Origin of the sequence: Sphaerisporangium dianthi (genome assembly GCF_042654065.1) — a bacterium.
GTDB lineage: Bacteria > Actinomycetota > Actinomycetes > Streptosporangiales > Streptosporangiaceae > Sphaerisporangium > Sphaerisporangium dianthi.
In genome coordinates this window covers 105,707-120,207 of the sequence record NZ_JBHSFP010000017.1, presented here as the reverse complement: position 1 = coordinate 120,207, position 14,501 = coordinate 105,707, and the positions used below count along the sequence as shown (strand labels likewise).

The following is a 14,501-nucleotide window of genomic DNA, read 5'->3' as shown; positions in this document are numbered from 1 at the left end:
ACGGCGTTCGGGCTCCCACCCGAATCGGCGACTCACACGGGGAGCGGGAGTTCGGCATGGGCGACGACGCGCGGGGTCTTCTTTCCGTCGCACAAGAAGCGGCCGGCATCGCGAGCGAGCTCATCAGAACGCGTCTTCCCGGGGTCGTCACGGCCAAGGGCGACCGCGACATGGCGACCGAGGTCGACTACGCCGTCGAACGGGCGGTCCGCGACCACCTCCGCGAGCGCACCCCTGAGATCGGCTTCCTGGGCGAGGAGCAGGCCGAAGGGGCCGGGTGGGAGCCCGGGGCGGGGCTGCGGTGGGTGCTGGACCCGGTCGACGGCACGGTGAACTTCCTCCACGGCCTGCCCTTGTGCGCGGTGTCGCTGGGCCTGGTGCGCGGGGACGTCCCCGTCCTCGGCGTCATCGAGCTGCCGTTCCTCCGCTCCCGTCACTCGGCCGCCGAGGGCCTCGGTGCGACCGTGGACGGCGAGCCGATCAAGGTGAGCGCCGCCGCCGCCCTGGACGGCGCGCTCGTCTCGGTCGGGGACTTCGCCGTCGGCGACGGCGCTCCGGAGGAGAACCGGCTCCGGCTGGCGATCACCGGCCTGCTCGCCGGGAGGGCCCAGCGCATCCGCATGTTCGGGTCCGCCGCGATCGACCTCGCCTGGGTCGCCGAGGGCAGGATCGACGCCTGCCTCATGATGAACAACCGGCCGTGGGACACCGCGGCCGGCGTCGCCATCGCCAGGGAGGCGGGGGCGCTGGTCGTCGACCGCGACGGCACGCCGCACACCATGCGGTCCACGGCCACCGTCTGCGCCACCCCGGGCGTCCTCGCGGAGGTCCTCGCGGTCGTGCGGGAGGCTCACGCGACGTACCGGTGAGCCGGGACGGCGCCCCTCGCCGGACCGTGGACTCATCGCCGGCCGCGCCGCGCGGGAACCGGGGGAAGCGTACCGGTGAGGGGCGGGCGTCACTCACCGGCCAGGCCGCGGGCGCGGAGATCCGCCAGGTCGGCCGGTGACAGGTGGAGGAGCTCGCTCAGCACCTCGCCGGTGTGCTGCCCGAGCACCGGCGCGGGCCGCGGCGGCGACTGCCGCCCGCCGAACACCAGGGGCGGGCCGGGGGCGAGATGAGGGCCGATGCCGGGCTGGTCGAGCTCGCCGATCACCGGACTGGCGCGCAGCAGCGCGCCGTCGTCCCCCACCAGGTCGGCGAGCGTGCGGTAACGGGACCACAGAACCGACGTGCCCGCGAGGTCGCGTTCGAGCCGCTCGCACGTGCGCCCCTCGAACCAGGGCGCGAGGATCCCGCCGAGGGACTCGCGGTAGGTGTAGCGGTCGGCCTGGCGGCGGAAGTCGGCGCCGAGGGCCCGTTCGAGCGCGGCGGCCACCTCGCCGAGGCCGGTCACCGCGAGCAGGTCCCGCCAGTGGCGCGGTGTGAGCACGACGACCATGACGCGGTGCCCGTCGGCGGTCGTGAAGTCCCGGCCGAAGTCGCCGAACAGGTGGTTGCCGAGTCGCGGGCGCGGCGCGGCGCACAGCTGGGCCTCGGCCAGGTAGCCGAGGTTCCCCGCCGTGGCGAGCGCGACGTCGTGCAGCGCGATCTCCAGCCACTGCCCCTCGCCGGTGCGCAGCCGGTGCCGCTCGGCGGCGAGCAGCCCGACCGCGAGGTACAGCCCGCAGGCGAGGTCCCAGGCGGGCAGCACGTGGTTGACCGGGCCGTCGTGGTCTCGCGGGCCGGTCAGGTGCGGGAAGCCGGCCGAGGCGTTCACGGTGTAGTCGACGGCGTTGCTCCCGTCGCGGTGGCCGAGCAGCCGGGCATGGATCAGGTCGGGGCGCAGGGCTTGAAGGTCTTCGCGGGTGAGTCCGTCGCGCGGCGGGGCGTTGGTGAGCACGATGCCGCCCTGCGGGCCGCTCGAGGCGACCAGGGCCGCGACCAGGCGGCGGCCCTCCGGCGCGCGGAGGTCCACCGTGACCGACCGCTTGCCCTTGTTCAGCCCCGCCCAGTAGAGGCTCGCGCCCGACGGGGCCAGCGGCCAGCGGCCGTGGTCGGGGCCGCCGCCGATCTGGTCGACGCGGATCACGTCGGCGCCCAGCTGTGCCAGGGTCATCCCGCCGAGCGGTGAGGCCACGAAGCTGGACAGCTCGACGACCCGCATGCCCGCCAGCGGCGGCGGGGAGGGAGGGTTCGATGCCGCGGTCACCCGGCCATCTCTACCACGGGACGCCCGCCCTGCTGCCCTCGCCGTGACGCGAGGTGTTCACCCTCTGACGGGGGTCGCCTCGTCGGTGCGCATGAGGCGCTCTTCGAGCTGGACCTCGGCGGCCAGGTGTGCCGCGAGTTCGTTGAGCGTGGCCGCGCAGCGGACGTTGGACAGGCCGCGCCGCAGGAGGTTCCGCGAGACGCCGTGCCGCCGGACGGCGTACCAGCCGCCGCCGACGGCGTCGGACACGAGCCACTTACTGCTGTATTTGTCCTTGAGCTCGTTGATCGTCATCGCCATGGCCGCGCACCCGTCCGCGAAACGGGCGAGGACCAACGGCGGACCGGCATGGTAGGGGAGGGCATGCGTCAAGGCTAAAGAACCGAATGTGCGCACACAATCACTGGGTGTAATCAGCATGACGTTGTCCTACATCGGCCACACAGCGCATGCCGGCGGCTGAGCCCGTCCAGGCTCTCACGCTCGGTGACGAGCCGCCGCGCACGCCGGCCTTCGAGGCGCGCCCGTGCCACGTGCCACCAGCGGGTCGTCAAGGCGACGTCCGTGCCACGAACCGTCCAGCCGGCCCTCGATGCGACGCCCGTGGTGCGCGCCGTTCAGAGGTCCACGGCGGCGTCGGCCAACCAGTCGGCGAGGTAGCGGGCGTAGGAGGCCCGGACGAGCACGCGAAACCCGTCGTCCTCTCCCGCGATCAGGACGACCTGGGCGCGGGCCAGCATGGTCTGCGCGCAACGGCCGGGTCCGAACACCGATGGGTGCAGGTCGATGGCGCATCCGTGCGCCAGCAGGTCGCGGGCGCCGGGGCCCGCCACCTCGATGGTGGTCCGCTGCGCCGAGACGTCGGTCACGGCGATCTCCTCCGAGCGGGGGAGGCCGGCGTCGCCGATCACCAGCCACTCGTCCGGCCCCAGCCAGACCACGTCGGCGTCCCCCGAGCGCAGCCACGTGTTCGGCTCCAGCGGCAGCCGCACCCCGAGACCGGACGGCTGCCGGGCGGGGTCCAGGCGCAGGTTCGCCTGCCGCAGGAAGGGGATCTCCCGCACCTGGAGCCGCGGGCCGGAGATCCCGCCGAACCCCGCGAGCGGGCTGACCGGTTCAACCATCACGACGGGTTCCCTCGGGGTCGTAGAGGACGGGGTGGGCGACCGTCACCGGGACCAGGCCGGCGCCGGTGTAGGCCTGCAGACGCGCGCCGATCTTGTCCCTGCCGCCGGTGACCAGCGCGAGCGCGAAGGCGCGGCCCAGGGCGGCGCTGCGGTAGGAGGAGGTCACGTGGCCGAGCATGGGCACGGGAGGCTCGGGGAGGCGGCCGGCGGCGACGAGCTGTGCGCCTTCGGGAAGGAGTTCGGCGGGGTCGTCGGGGAGCAGCGCCACCAGATGGCGGCGGCCGGCGCGGGCGGTGTCGGGCCGGGCGAAGGACCGCCTGCCGATGAAGTCGGGCTTGCTCCTGGAGATGATCCAGCTCATGCCGAGGTCGGCGGGGGTGACCGTGCCGTCGGTGTCCTGGCCGATGATCGGGTACCCCTTCTCCGCGCGGAGCACGTGCATGGTCTCGGTGCCGTACGGCGTGACGGCGCCGGTCGCGAGTACGGCCTTCCACAGCGCGTGGCCGTGCCACCAGCTGACGTTGATCTCGTAGGCCAGCTCGCCGGAGAAGCTGATGCGGCACACCCGCGCGTCGATGCCGGCGACCTCGGCGTCGCGCCAGGTCATGAACGGGAAGCTCTCGGCGTCCACCGCCAGGCCGGGGGCGAGCCCGGCGAGCACGGCGCGCGAGCCGGGCCCGGCCAGGGCGAGCGTGGCCCACTGCTCGGTGACCGAGGTGCAGCGCACCCGCAGGCCGGGCCATTCGGTCTGCAGCCACTCCTCCATCCAGTCCAGGACGGCGGCCGCGTTGCCGGTGGTCGTGGTGAGGAGGAACCGGCCGGGGGCCAGGCGGATGACGGTGCCGTCGTCGAACACCATGCCGTCGGCGCGGCACATGACGCCGTACCGGATCGCGCCGACCTTCAGGGTGCTCATCATGTTCGTGTAGAGGCGGTCCAGGAACGCGGCCGCGTCGGGCCCCTGGACATCGATCTTGCCGAGGGTGGAGGCGTCCATGGCGCCCGCGGCCTCGCGCACGGCGCGGCACTCGCGCAGCACCGCGGCCTCCATGTCCTCCCCCGGGCGCGGGTAGTACCGTGGCCGCTTCCACTGGCCGACGTCCTCGAACACCGCGCCGTGCCCGATGTGCAGGTCGTGCATCGCGGTGACCCGCACGGGGTCGTGCAGCGCGCCCCGGTCGCGCCCGGCGAGGGCGGCGAAGGACACCGGCACGTAGGGGGCGCGGAAGGTGGTGGTGCCGAGTTCCGCGAGCCCGGCGCCGAGCGTGTGAGCGACGATGGCGCCGGTCAGCGTGCCGGAGGTCTTGCCCTGGTCGTGTGCGGTGCCGGCCGTGGTGTAGCGCTTGACGTGCTCGACGGAACGCAGCCCCGCCCCGGTGGTGGCCGCCTGGATGTCGGCCACGGTCACGTCCCGCTGGAGGTCCACGAAGTGGCGCGTGTAGTCGCCCGGGAGCTCCGCGGCGGGGGACGGCGAGGCGAGCGGCGGAACGAGCCAGACGTGCTCGGGGGGTGGTCCCGCCGGGGCGGGCGTCTGGATGGGCGGGGCGCCGGATCCGGCAGCGGCGCCGTCGGCCAGGCATCCGGGAAGGGAGAAGACGCCCCGCGCCGCCCCCGCCGCCCGCACGCTCCCCCGCGCGGCGAACGGGTCCGCCGGGCGGAAGGCGGCCAGGTGGTCGTCGTACTCCAGTCGGCCTCCGGCCTGGCTGAACAGGTGGACGACGGGGTTCCAGCCGCCGGAGACCACGAGCAGGTCGGCCTCGACCTCGCGGGTGCCGACGAGCACCGCGCGCACGCCGCCGTCGCCGCCGGGGCCGGTCGCGGCCAGGGCGCCCGTGACGAGCCGGCCCTCCCGGGCGTCGGCGATCTCGGCGATCGCGACGCCGGCGGCCGCGAGGTCGCGGGCGGCGTCGTGCCCGCTGTCGCCGCAGGTGAAGACCACCGCGCGGCGGCCGGGCAGCACACCGTACCGGTTGGCGTACGCACGGGCCGCGGAGGCGAGCATGACGCCGGGGAGGTCGTTGCCGCCGAAGGCGACCGACCGCTCGTGCGCGCCGGTGGCCAGGACGACCCTGCGGGCGCGTACGCGCCAGACGCGTTCCCGCGTGACCGCGTCCTCGCCGCGTCGTTCGACGGCCACCAGGTAGTCATGGTCGTAGTAGCCGATGACGCTGGTGCCGGTCAGGACGCGCACGTCGGGCCGGGCGCGCAGGTCGGCGGCCACGGCGAGCGCCCATTCGGCGCCGGGGCGGCCCTCGACCGTTTCGGCGGTGTCGGCGAGGGTGCCTCCTGGCTCTGGGCGGTCGTCGGCGAGGATCACCCGGGCTCCGGTGGCCGCGGCGGCCCGCGCCGCGGCGAGCCCGGCCGGTCCCGCGCCCACCACCAGGACGTCGCAGTGCGCGTGCGTGGCGTCGTAGCGCGCCGGGTCGGGCTCCGGAGACAGGCGGCCGCGGCCCGCCACGAGGGAGGAGGCGGCCAGGCCCTCGCGCAGCGGGACCGTGGTGGCCTGCGCCATGGGCTCGGAGTAGGGATGGTCGATCTGGACGACGGCGCTCGGCTCCTCGGTCCACGAGCCGAAGACGCCGCGCGGGCGGCCCAGCGCGACACTGGTGCCGACCCGGCGCACGCCGGCCGCGAGCAGCGCGGAGGCGAGCGTGTCGCCCCGGCGTCCCTCGTAGGGCCGGCCGTCGAAGGCGAACCGCAGCACCTCGCCCGCGTGCCCGTCCCGCCGCCGCCCGGTCATCGCCCGCCTCCGGGGAGGATCTCGTCGGTCGCGGTGTCCCTGGTGAGGTCGAACCAGCGGCGGCAGCCCGCGGCGTGGTGCCAGCGTTCGCGGAACGGGCCCTCGGGGTTGTCGCGGAAGAACAGGTAGCGCGCCCATTCCTCGTCGGTGAGCGCGCCCGGGTCGGCGGGGTAGGCCACGCCGGCCTGCCCGCCGTACCGGAACTCGGCCTCGTCGCGCGGCCCGCACCACGGGCAGGGGATCGACAGCATCGAAAGGAGGGCTCCTTCAGTGGGCCACGGCGGCGGCGCCGTGCTCGTCCACGAGCGCGCCGGTGGTGAATCGCTCGAGGTCGAAGGGCGCGTTGAGCGGATGCGGCTCGTCGTTGGCGATGGTGTGCGCGTAGCACCGGCCGACGCCGGGCGTCGCCTTGAAGCCGCCGGTCCCCCAGCCGCAGTTGACGTAGAGGCCGCCGACCGGGGTGAGGCCGACGATGGGCGAGGCGTCAGGGGTGACGTCGACCACCCCGCCCCACGTGCGCAGCACGTGCGCCCTGGCGAAGATCGGGAACAGCTCCAGGGCCGCGGCCATCTGCCGTTCGATGATGTGGAAGGCGCCGCGCCTGCGGTAGGAGTTGGGCGCGTCGATGCCGGCGCCCATGACCAGCTCGCCCTTGTGGGCCTGGCTGACGTACACGTGGACGGCGTTGGACATGACGACCGTCGGGTGCACCGGTTCGAGCAGCTCGGAGACCAGCGCCTGGAGAGTGTGGCTCTGCACGGGCAGCCGCAGCCCGGCCATCCCGGCGACGACGGCCGAGTGGCCGGCCGCGCTGAGCGCGACCCGTCCCGCCGCGACGCGCCCGCGCGTGGTCCGGACGGCCTGGACCCGTCCGCCGGAGACCTCGATGCCGGTGACCTCGCAGTGCTCGACGAAGTGGACGCCCAGCGCGGCGGCCGCGCGGGCGTACCCCCAGGCGACGTGGTCGTGCTTGGCGATGCCCGCGCGGGGCTGGTAGGTGGCGCCGAGCACGGGGTAGCGGACGTCGGGCCGGACGTCGACGATGGGGCAGATCTCCTTGACCTGCTCGGGGCCGAGCCATTCGGCGTCCACGCCGTTGAGCCGGTTGGCGTTGACGCGGCGCACGCCGTCGCGCACGTCCTGCAGACTGTGGGCGAGGTTGAGCACGCCGCGCTGGCTGAACAGCAGCCGATAGCCGAGCTCCTCCTCCAGCCCCTCCCACAGTTTGAGCGCGTGCTCGTAGATGCCGGCGCTCTGGTCCCACAGGTAGTTCGAGCGGATGATCGTCGTGTTGCGGGCCATGTTGCCGCCGGCGAGCCAGCCCCGTTCGAGCACGGCGACGTTGGTGATGCCGTGGTTCTTGGCGAGGTAGTAGGCGGTGGCGATGCCGTGCCCGCCGCCGCCGACGATGACGACGTCGTAGGAGGCGTCCGGTTCGGCGAGGCCGCGCCAGAGGGCGGCGCCGTCCCCGGGTCCGGCGATGTGAGCAGGGCCGGTCATCGTTCTCCCGTCGTCACCGCGTCACGGCGTCCGGTCGTGCGCCGGACACGGCGTCCGGTCGTGTGCCCGCCGTGGCGTCCCGCCCGCGTCGTGCGCAGCCCGGCGCCCGTCACGCGCGCAGCCGCTTCATGGCGGGGTCGAACAGCGGTTCGCGCGCCACGACGGCGGGGACGCGCCTGCCGAAGTAGCCGATGTGCACCCGCCGGCCGGGGACCGCCAGGCCGGCGGGCAGCCAGGCGTAGGCGATGGCCTTGCCGATGGTGTACCCGTACGCCGCGCTGGTGACATACCCCACGCAGGCGTCGCCGTCGTACACCGGCTCCTTGCCCATCACCACGTCGGCGGGGTCGTCGGCCGTCAGGCAGGTCAGGCGGCGGCGCACCGACGCCTCGCGCGCGGCCAGCGCCCGCTTGCCGATGAAGTCGTCCTTGCCCGTCTTCACCGCGAAGGCGAGGCCGGCCTCGTACGGGTCGTGCTCGTAGGTCATGTCGGCGCCGAAGGAGCGGTAGCCCTTCTCCAGGCGCAGGCTGGTGAACGCCCCGCGCCCGCCGGCGACGACGCCGTGCGCCTGCCCGGCCTCCCACAGCGTGTCCCACAGCTTCAGCCCCATGTCGGCGGTCGTGTACAGCTCCCAGCCCAGCTCGCCGATGTAGGACAGGCGCAGCGCGGTGACCGGCACGGCGCCGATGTACGCCCGCTTGGCGCGGAAGTAGCGGAAGCCCTCGGCGGAGAAGTCGGCCGTCGTGAGCGGCGCCACGACGTCGCGGGCGCGCGGCCCCCACACGCCGACGCAGCACGTGCCGGGGGTGATGTCCCTGACGGTCGCCGAGCCGTCGGCGGGCAGGTGCCGGGTGAGCCGGTCGAGGTCGAGGTTGCCGTTGGCGCCGACCTGGAACAGGTCGCGGCCGAGGCGGGCGACGGTGATGTCGCTGCGGATGCCGCCGTCGTGGTCGAGGAGCAGGCAGTAGGTGACCGTCCCGACGGCCTTGTCGACCTCGCCGGTGGAGACGCGGTTCAGGAACGCCGCCGCGCCGGGCCCGGCGACCTCCAGCCGCTTGAGCGCGGTCATGTCGTACAGGGCGACGCCCTCGCGGGAGGCCAGCGCCTCGGCGCCCACGATGGGGGACCAGTGGCGCGCCGCCCACTCGCCGGGCGCCGGGATGTCCCTGCCTTCGGCGAGCGCGGCGTTGGCCTCGTACCACTGGGGGCGTTCCCATCCTGCGGCCTCGAGCGGGACGGCGCCCAGTTCGCGCTGCCGCGCGTGGAAGGGGCTGACCCGCAGCGGGCGCAGGTTCTCCGGCGGCTGGAGCGGGTGGATGATGTCGTAGACCTCGGCGAAGTTCTGGCAGTCGCGGGTCAGCACGTACTCGGGGGCGAGCTGGTGCGGCTCGAACCGGTTGACGTCGCACTCGTGCAGGTCGAACGACGAGCAGTGCCCGTCGACCAGCCATTCGGCCATGGCGCGCGCCACGCCCGCCGAGTGGGTGACCCACACCGCCTCGGCGACCCAGAAGCCCTTGACCTCGGCCGACTCGCCGAGCAGCGGCATGTTGTCGGTGGTGAAGGAGAACAGCCCGTTGATGCCCTCCTCGATCTCGGCCTCGCGGGTGGCCGGGAGCAGGGAGCGGGTCTCCTCCCAGGCCGGGGCGAAGTCGCCGGGGGTGAACGGGGTCACCGACGGCATCACCTCGGCCGCGCCGACCGGCGCGATGTCCTCGGGGCGCACCGGCATCGGGCGGTGGCCGTAGTAGCCGACGGCCAGCCGGTCGTGCCGCTCCCGGTAGTACAGGTCGGCGTCCTGGTGCCGCAGGATCGGGCGGGTCGCCTCGCGGTGCGTCCCCCCGGGCCCGGGGTCGCCCGCCCGGCCGGCGAGGGCCGGGACGGGGCCGGTCCAGGCGAGCTGGTGGGCGAGCGGCGTGAGGGGCAGGTTCATGCCGGCCATGGCGGCGACCTTGGGTCCCCAGATGCCCGCGCAGCACACGACGACGTCGGCGGGGAGCTCTCCCTGGTCGGTGCGGACGGCGGTCACCCGGCCGTCCTCGGCGCGCACGTCGAGCACCTCGTGCCGGGGAAGGACGCGGACGCCGCGCGCGCGGGCGCGGGCGAGCTGCGCCTCGACGGCGGCCACCGCCCTGGCGATGCCGTCGGCCGGGACGTACAGGCCGCCGAGCACCCGTCCGGGGTCGAGCAGCGAGTGCCGCCGGACGCACTCCTCCGGCGTGAGGAGGTGGGCCGTGAGACCCCAGGCGGCAGCCCAGCCGTGCCGTCTGCGCAGGTCGGTGAGCCTTTCGGGGGTGGTGGCCACCTCCAGGCCGCCGACCTGCAGGAAGCAGCCGAGCGCCACCAGTTTCTCGACGGTGTAGCGGGCCATCTCGGTCATCGTCTTGGACGGGTTGGTCTGGAACACCAGGCCGGGCGCGTGGGAGCTGGAGCCGCCCGCCGCCGGGAGCGCGCCCTGGTCGACCACGGTGATGTCGTCCCAGCCGCGGGCGGAAAGCTCGTCGGCGAGGGCCGCGCCCACGACGCCCGCTCCGATGACGACGACCCGGGGGCCTGCCATACGCCGCTCCTCAGTTGCGCATGTTGAGACGTGATGCGCAGTTCGCAACAAGCGTGACCGGCCGCCCAGGGGGTGTCAAGAGCGGCTCAGCCGGTGGGCAGCCACCCCTTCACCTTCTCGGGGTTGTCGGCGACCCACTTCTTCGCGGCGTCCTGCGCGGACATCTTGTCCTCGGAGATGTACTTGGCCACGAGGTTCTGGTCGTCGTTGGTCCAGGTGAAGTTCTTCACCAGGTCGTAGGCCGGGCTGCCCGAGTCGGCGAACCTCCTGCTCACGATCTTGTCGAGCTCGTACGGCGGGTAGTCGCACGCCACCTTGGCGGCGTCGGCGTCGCAGCCCTCGGTGTAGGGCGGCAGGTTCACCTTGACGAGCTTGACCTCCGACAGGAACCACTGCGGCTCGTAGAAATAGCCGAGCATCGGCTTCTTCTGCGCCTCCGCCTGCCGGAACCCGGTGATCAGCGCGGCCTCGCTGCCCGCGTACACGACCTTGTAGTCCAGGTCGAGGTTCTTGACCAGCGCCGCGTCGTTGGTGACGAACGAGGGGTCGCCGTCCAGAAGCTGGCCCTTGCCGCCGGACTCGGAGGTCTTGAACAGGCCGGCGTACTTGTCGAGGTTCTTGTGGTCGGTGATGTCGGGGTACTTCTGCGCCATCCACGGCGGCACGTACCAGCCGATGACGCCCTTGTTGCCGGTCGGGCCGGCCTCGACGGCGACCTTCTGCTCTTCGATGTACTTCTTCTTCAGGTCGTCGTGGCCCCAGTTCTCCACGACCGCGTCGACCTCGCCGGTGGCGAAGCCCTGCCAGGCCACCTCCTCCTTGAGGTCCTTCTTGGTGACCTGGCAGCCGAGCTCCTTCTCGGCCACGTACGCGATCACGGCCGCGTTGGCCTCGTAGCCGACCCAGGGGTTGATGGCGATGTTGACCGCGCCGCACGCCTTCTTCGCCGACGCGGCGTCCCCGGAGGCCGCCGGCGTCTCGCCGACCTTCGCCCCGCCGCACGCGGAGGCCAGCAGGCCGACGGCCGCCACCAGTACGGCCGCCCTCGGCCGTGTGGTCGTCGAACCCGTCCTCGAAACCGTCCTCGAAACACTCACCAGGGTCCTCCTGATCACAGGGCCGCCCTAGGCGGCCGTTGCGCACCCGTGACGGGCGATGTCCGAGCTCCGCGAGCTCCGCGGGCTCCGCGAGCTCCGCGGGCTCCCCAGGCCGCGCGGGCTCCGCGACGCTGCAGGGCCTTGGTGATCGCGGCGAGCATGGTGCCGAGCACGACGATCGCGAGGCCCGCGGCCAGGCCCTTGCCGCGGAGCTGCAGCTGCGAGAACCCCGACACGACGTCGTAGCCGAGCGCGCCCGCGCCGACCAGCCCGCCGACCACGACCATGGCGAGCACGTAGCAAAGGCCCTGGCTCGCGGCCAGCGCGACCGCGCCGCGCGCCATCGGGACCTGCACCTTGGTGATGATCTGCCATGCGCTCGACCCGGCGGCCGTCGCGGCCTCCACCGCCCCGGCGGACACGCCCCTGATGCCGTCCGCCACCAGCTTGATCGCCACCGGCGCGGCGTAGACGACCGCGGCGATGATCGCGGTGAACCGGGTGGCGCCGAACAGGCCGAGGATCGGCACCAGGTACACGAACGCGGGCATGGTCTGCCCGGCGTCCAGCAGCGGGCGCATCACCCGGTCGGCGCGGTCGTCCCTGCCGATCCACACGCCGATCACGATGCCCAGGGCCATCACCAGCACGATGGCGACCAGCGTCGAGGCCAGCGTCACCATCGCGTCCTGCCACAGGCCGAGCGCCACCAGCAGCGCCAGGCACGCGGCGCACACGAGCGCGACCCGCGGCGTCGCGACCACCAGCGCGGTCGCGGTGACGACCAGCAGCACCAGCCACCACGGCGACCCGGTGAGCACCGCCTCGAACGGGTTCAGCAGGCTGTAGGTGATGAGGTTCTTCAGTCCGTTGGTGTAGGCGTACAGGTTGGCCTGCGCCCACTGGCCGGCCGCGTCGGCGCCCCGGCGGACGTGGGAGCCGAGGTCGGCCTCGCTCGTGAACTCCGCGGCCCACACATAGACGTGCGACAGGTAGACCAGCACGGCGGTGCCGGCGAGGACGGCGGCCACCTGGACGCGGCGCAGGACAGGCCGGCGGGCGCGCCCGGCGCGGTGCGCCGTCTCGACGCGGCGCCCGGCCGCCGAGATCCCGCGGTCCAGCACGATCGCCATGATCACGATGGCCAGGCCGGCGTTGAACGAGGTGCCGACGTCCAGGGTCTCCAGGGCCTTCAGCACGGTCTTGCCCAGGCCGGGCGCGTCGATGAGCGCGGCGATCGTGACCATGGACAGCGCGGCCATGACGGTCTGGTTGACGCCGACGATGATGGTGCGCCCGGCCAGCGGGAGCCGCACCTTGGTGAGCAGCTGCCAGGGCGTCGAGCCGAGCGAGGCGCCGGCCTCCACGGTCTCGCGGGGCACCTGCCTGATCGCGTGCGAGGTGATTCTGATCGCCGGCGGGATGGCGTAGATCATCGTCGCGACGGTGGCGCTGGCCGGCCCGATGAGGAAGAACAGCGTCAGCGGCGCCAAATAGACGAAGGTCGGCATGGTCTGCATGAAGTCGAGCACCGGGGTGACCAGCCGGTCGAACCGGTCGTTCAGCCCGGCCCAGACGCCGAGGGGGATGCCCGCCGCCAGCGACAGCAGGACGGCGGCGGTCGTCAGCGCCAGCGTGTCCATGCTCTCCTGCCACAGGCCGAGCAGCCCGAAGGAGACGAACCCCGCGACGGTCAGCAGCGCCACCCGGACGTTGCCGAACAGCAGGGTGACCGCCCCGGCGATGCCGGCCACGCCGAGCCAGCCGATCACCGGCACCGGGCGGCCGAACGAGGGCCTGCTGATCAGAGCCTGGATGAAGGTGACCAGATCGTCGATGAAGAGCCGCACGTAGTCGATGAAGTAGAGGAACAGCGGGTTCTCGTCTCGGCTGCCGTCGACGGCCTCCGCCGCCTGGCCGATGCGCACGTGCAGCGGCGTGAGCTCTGCGCCGTCCAGCGGGAGCGTGGCCTGGCCGCGGAAGGCGACCCACAGCACGACCCAGGCGGCGAGAATGCCGCCGAGCAGGAAACCCGGGCGCGACCACGCCGGCCGGCGGGCCGCGAGGCCGGCGGTCACCCGGCGATCACCTCCAGCATCTCGGCGCTGCCGACCAGGCCGAGCAGCTCGCCGTCCGCGACCACCCGCACGGGACGGTCGGCGCGCAGGACGGTGCGCACGGCGTCCTTGATGACGACGCTGGGACCGAGCTCGGGGCCGTCCAGCGCGTCGCCGTCCCCGGGCGGGCGCATGATCCAGCGCAGGGTGAGCACGTCCGCGCGGGGCACGTCGCGCACGAACTCGCGGACGTAGTCGTCGGCGGGGGCGCCCACCACCTCGTCGGGGGTGCCGATCTGGACGATCTCGCCGTCGCGCATGATCAGGATGCGGTCGCCGAGCTTCAGCGCCTCGCTCAGGTCGTGCGTGATGAAGATCATCGTCTTGCCGACCTCGTGGTGCAGGCGTACGACCTCGTTCTGCATGTCACGGCGGATCAGCGGGTCGAGGGCCGAGAACGGCTCGTCGAAGAACATCACCTCCGGGTCCACCGCGAGGGCGCGGGCGAGGCCCACCCGCTGCTGCATGCCGCCGGAGAGCTGGTCGGGATAGGACTCGCCGTACCCGGCCAGCCCGACGAGGTCGAGCATCTCGGTGGCGCGCCGGTAGCGGTCCGGCCTGCCCTGGCCCTGGATCTCCAGGCCGTAGGCGATGTTGTCCAGCACCCGCCGGTGCGGCAGCAGGCCGAAGTGCTGGAACACCATGGCGAACCGGTGGCGGCGCAGCTCGCGCAACTGCTTGTCGCCGGCCTCGCGGATGTCCCGCCCGTCCAGCCGCACCTCGCCGGCGGTCGGCTCGACCAGCCGGGTCAGGCAGCGCACGAGGGTCGACTTGCCCGAGCCGGAGAGGCCCATCACGACGAAGACCTCGCCGCGCCGTACGGCGAAGGAGACGTCGCGCACGGCGGCGACGCAGCCGGTGCGCTCCTTCAGCTCGGCCCGCGACAGCTCGGCGAGCGGCGTGCCCGCCACCCGTTCGGGGTGCGGGCCGAAGACCTTCCACAGACCGCGTACGTCGAGGGTCACCGTCTCTGCGGGCTGCGGGGGTCCGGCCTGCGACGTCGCGGTCATGGTCACCTCGCGGCCGGAGGGGCGGGGGCCGGCCACCCGGGGCGGCCGGGACAGGGCTCGGTCACGGACCTCTCCCTTCGCGAATTCGGTTGCGTATCACGCATCCGAATGCTCAACGAGGAACAGATCGTCCCTCCCGCGCACCGCCCCGGTCAAGGC

Annotated in this window: 11 protein-coding genes; 1 reads left to right on the top strand and 10 read right to left on the bottom strand. The window is 73.5% G+C overall.

Annotated features, from left to right (window positions below; translation table 11 throughout):
- The first annotated feature begins 56 nt into the window (after window positions 1–56).
- Entirely contained in the window at window positions 57–869 is an 813-nt protein-coding gene (locus ACFO60_RS23675) for an inositol monophosphatase family protein (RefSeq protein WP_380843552.1), read from the top strand.
- An 89-nt stretch (window positions 870–958) separates the two neighbouring features.
- Here ACFO60_RS23675 and ACFO60_RS23670 read toward each other — a convergent pair whose 3' ends face one another.
- The 10 genes from ACFO60_RS23670 to ACFO60_RS23625 form a co-directional block, all read right to left on the bottom strand.
- Window positions 959–2,191, bottom strand: coding sequence for a CoA transferase (locus tag ACFO60_RS23670; protein WP_380843550.1), 1,233 nt, complete (start codon window positions 2,189–2,191; stop codon window positions 959–961).
- A 57-nt stretch (window positions 2,192–2,248) separates the two neighbouring features.
- The gene (locus ACFO60_RS23665) at window positions 2,249–2,491 is read right to left on the bottom strand and encodes a hypothetical protein (protein ID WP_380843548.1); all 243 of its coding nucleotides are present in this window, start codon (window positions 2,489–2,491) and stop codon (window positions 2,249–2,251) included.
- Window positions 2,492–2,808: 317 nt separating this feature from the next.
- Entirely contained in the window at window positions 2,809–3,315 is a 507-nt protein-coding gene (locus tag ACFO60_RS23660) for a sarcosine oxidase subunit gamma (protein WP_380843653.1), read from the bottom strand.
- Complete coding sequence (locus ACFO60_RS23655; protein WP_380843546.1) at window positions 3,308–6,058, bottom strand: 2Fe-2S iron-sulfur cluster-binding protein; 2,751 nt, start codon at window positions 6,056–6,058, stop codon at window positions 3,308–3,310. Before ACFO60_RS23655 ends, ACFO60_RS23660 begins: the two co-directional genes overlap by 8 nt.
- Window positions 6,055–6,309, bottom strand: a complete 255-nt coding sequence (locus ACFO60_RS23650; RefSeq protein WP_380843544.1) for a sarcosine oxidase subunit delta — start codon at window positions 6,307–6,309, stop codon at window positions 6,055–6,057. Before ACFO60_RS23650 ends, ACFO60_RS23655 begins: the two co-directional genes overlap by 4 nt.
- 16 nt (window positions 6,310–6,325) lie before the next feature.
- Window positions 6,326–7,558 (bottom strand): sarcosine oxidase subunit beta family protein, encoded by a 1,233-nt coding sequence (locus ACFO60_RS23645; RefSeq protein WP_380843542.1) that lies wholly within the window; start codon window positions 7,556–7,558, stop codon window positions 6,326–6,328.
- 109 nt (window positions 7,559–7,667) lie between these two features.
- Window positions 7,668–10,118 carry a GcvT family protein gene (locus ACFO60_RS23640; protein WP_380843540.1) on the bottom strand — a complete coding sequence of 817 codons (2,451 nt, stop codon included), beginning with the start codon at window positions 10,116–10,118 and terminating at the stop codon, window positions 7,668–7,670.
- Between the two features lie 86 nt (window positions 10,119–10,204).
- Window positions 10,205–11,215, bottom strand: a complete 1,011-nt coding sequence (locus tag ACFO60_RS23635; RefSeq protein ID WP_380843538.1) for an ABC transporter substrate-binding protein — start codon at window positions 11,213–11,215, stop codon at window positions 10,205–10,207.
- A 14-nt stretch (window positions 11,216–11,229) separates the two neighbouring features.
- Window positions 11,230–13,293 (bottom strand): ABC transporter permease subunit, encoded by a 2,064-nt coding sequence (locus ACFO60_RS23630; protein WP_380843536.1) that lies wholly within the window; start codon window positions 13,291–13,293, stop codon window positions 11,230–11,232.
- Entirely contained in the window at window positions 13,290–14,342 is a 1,053-nt protein-coding gene (locus ACFO60_RS23625; protein ID WP_380843534.1) for a quaternary amine ABC transporter ATP-binding protein, read from the bottom strand. Before ACFO60_RS23625 ends, ACFO60_RS23630 begins: the two co-directional genes overlap by 4 nt.
- Window positions 14,343–14,501: the final 159 nt, after the last annotated feature.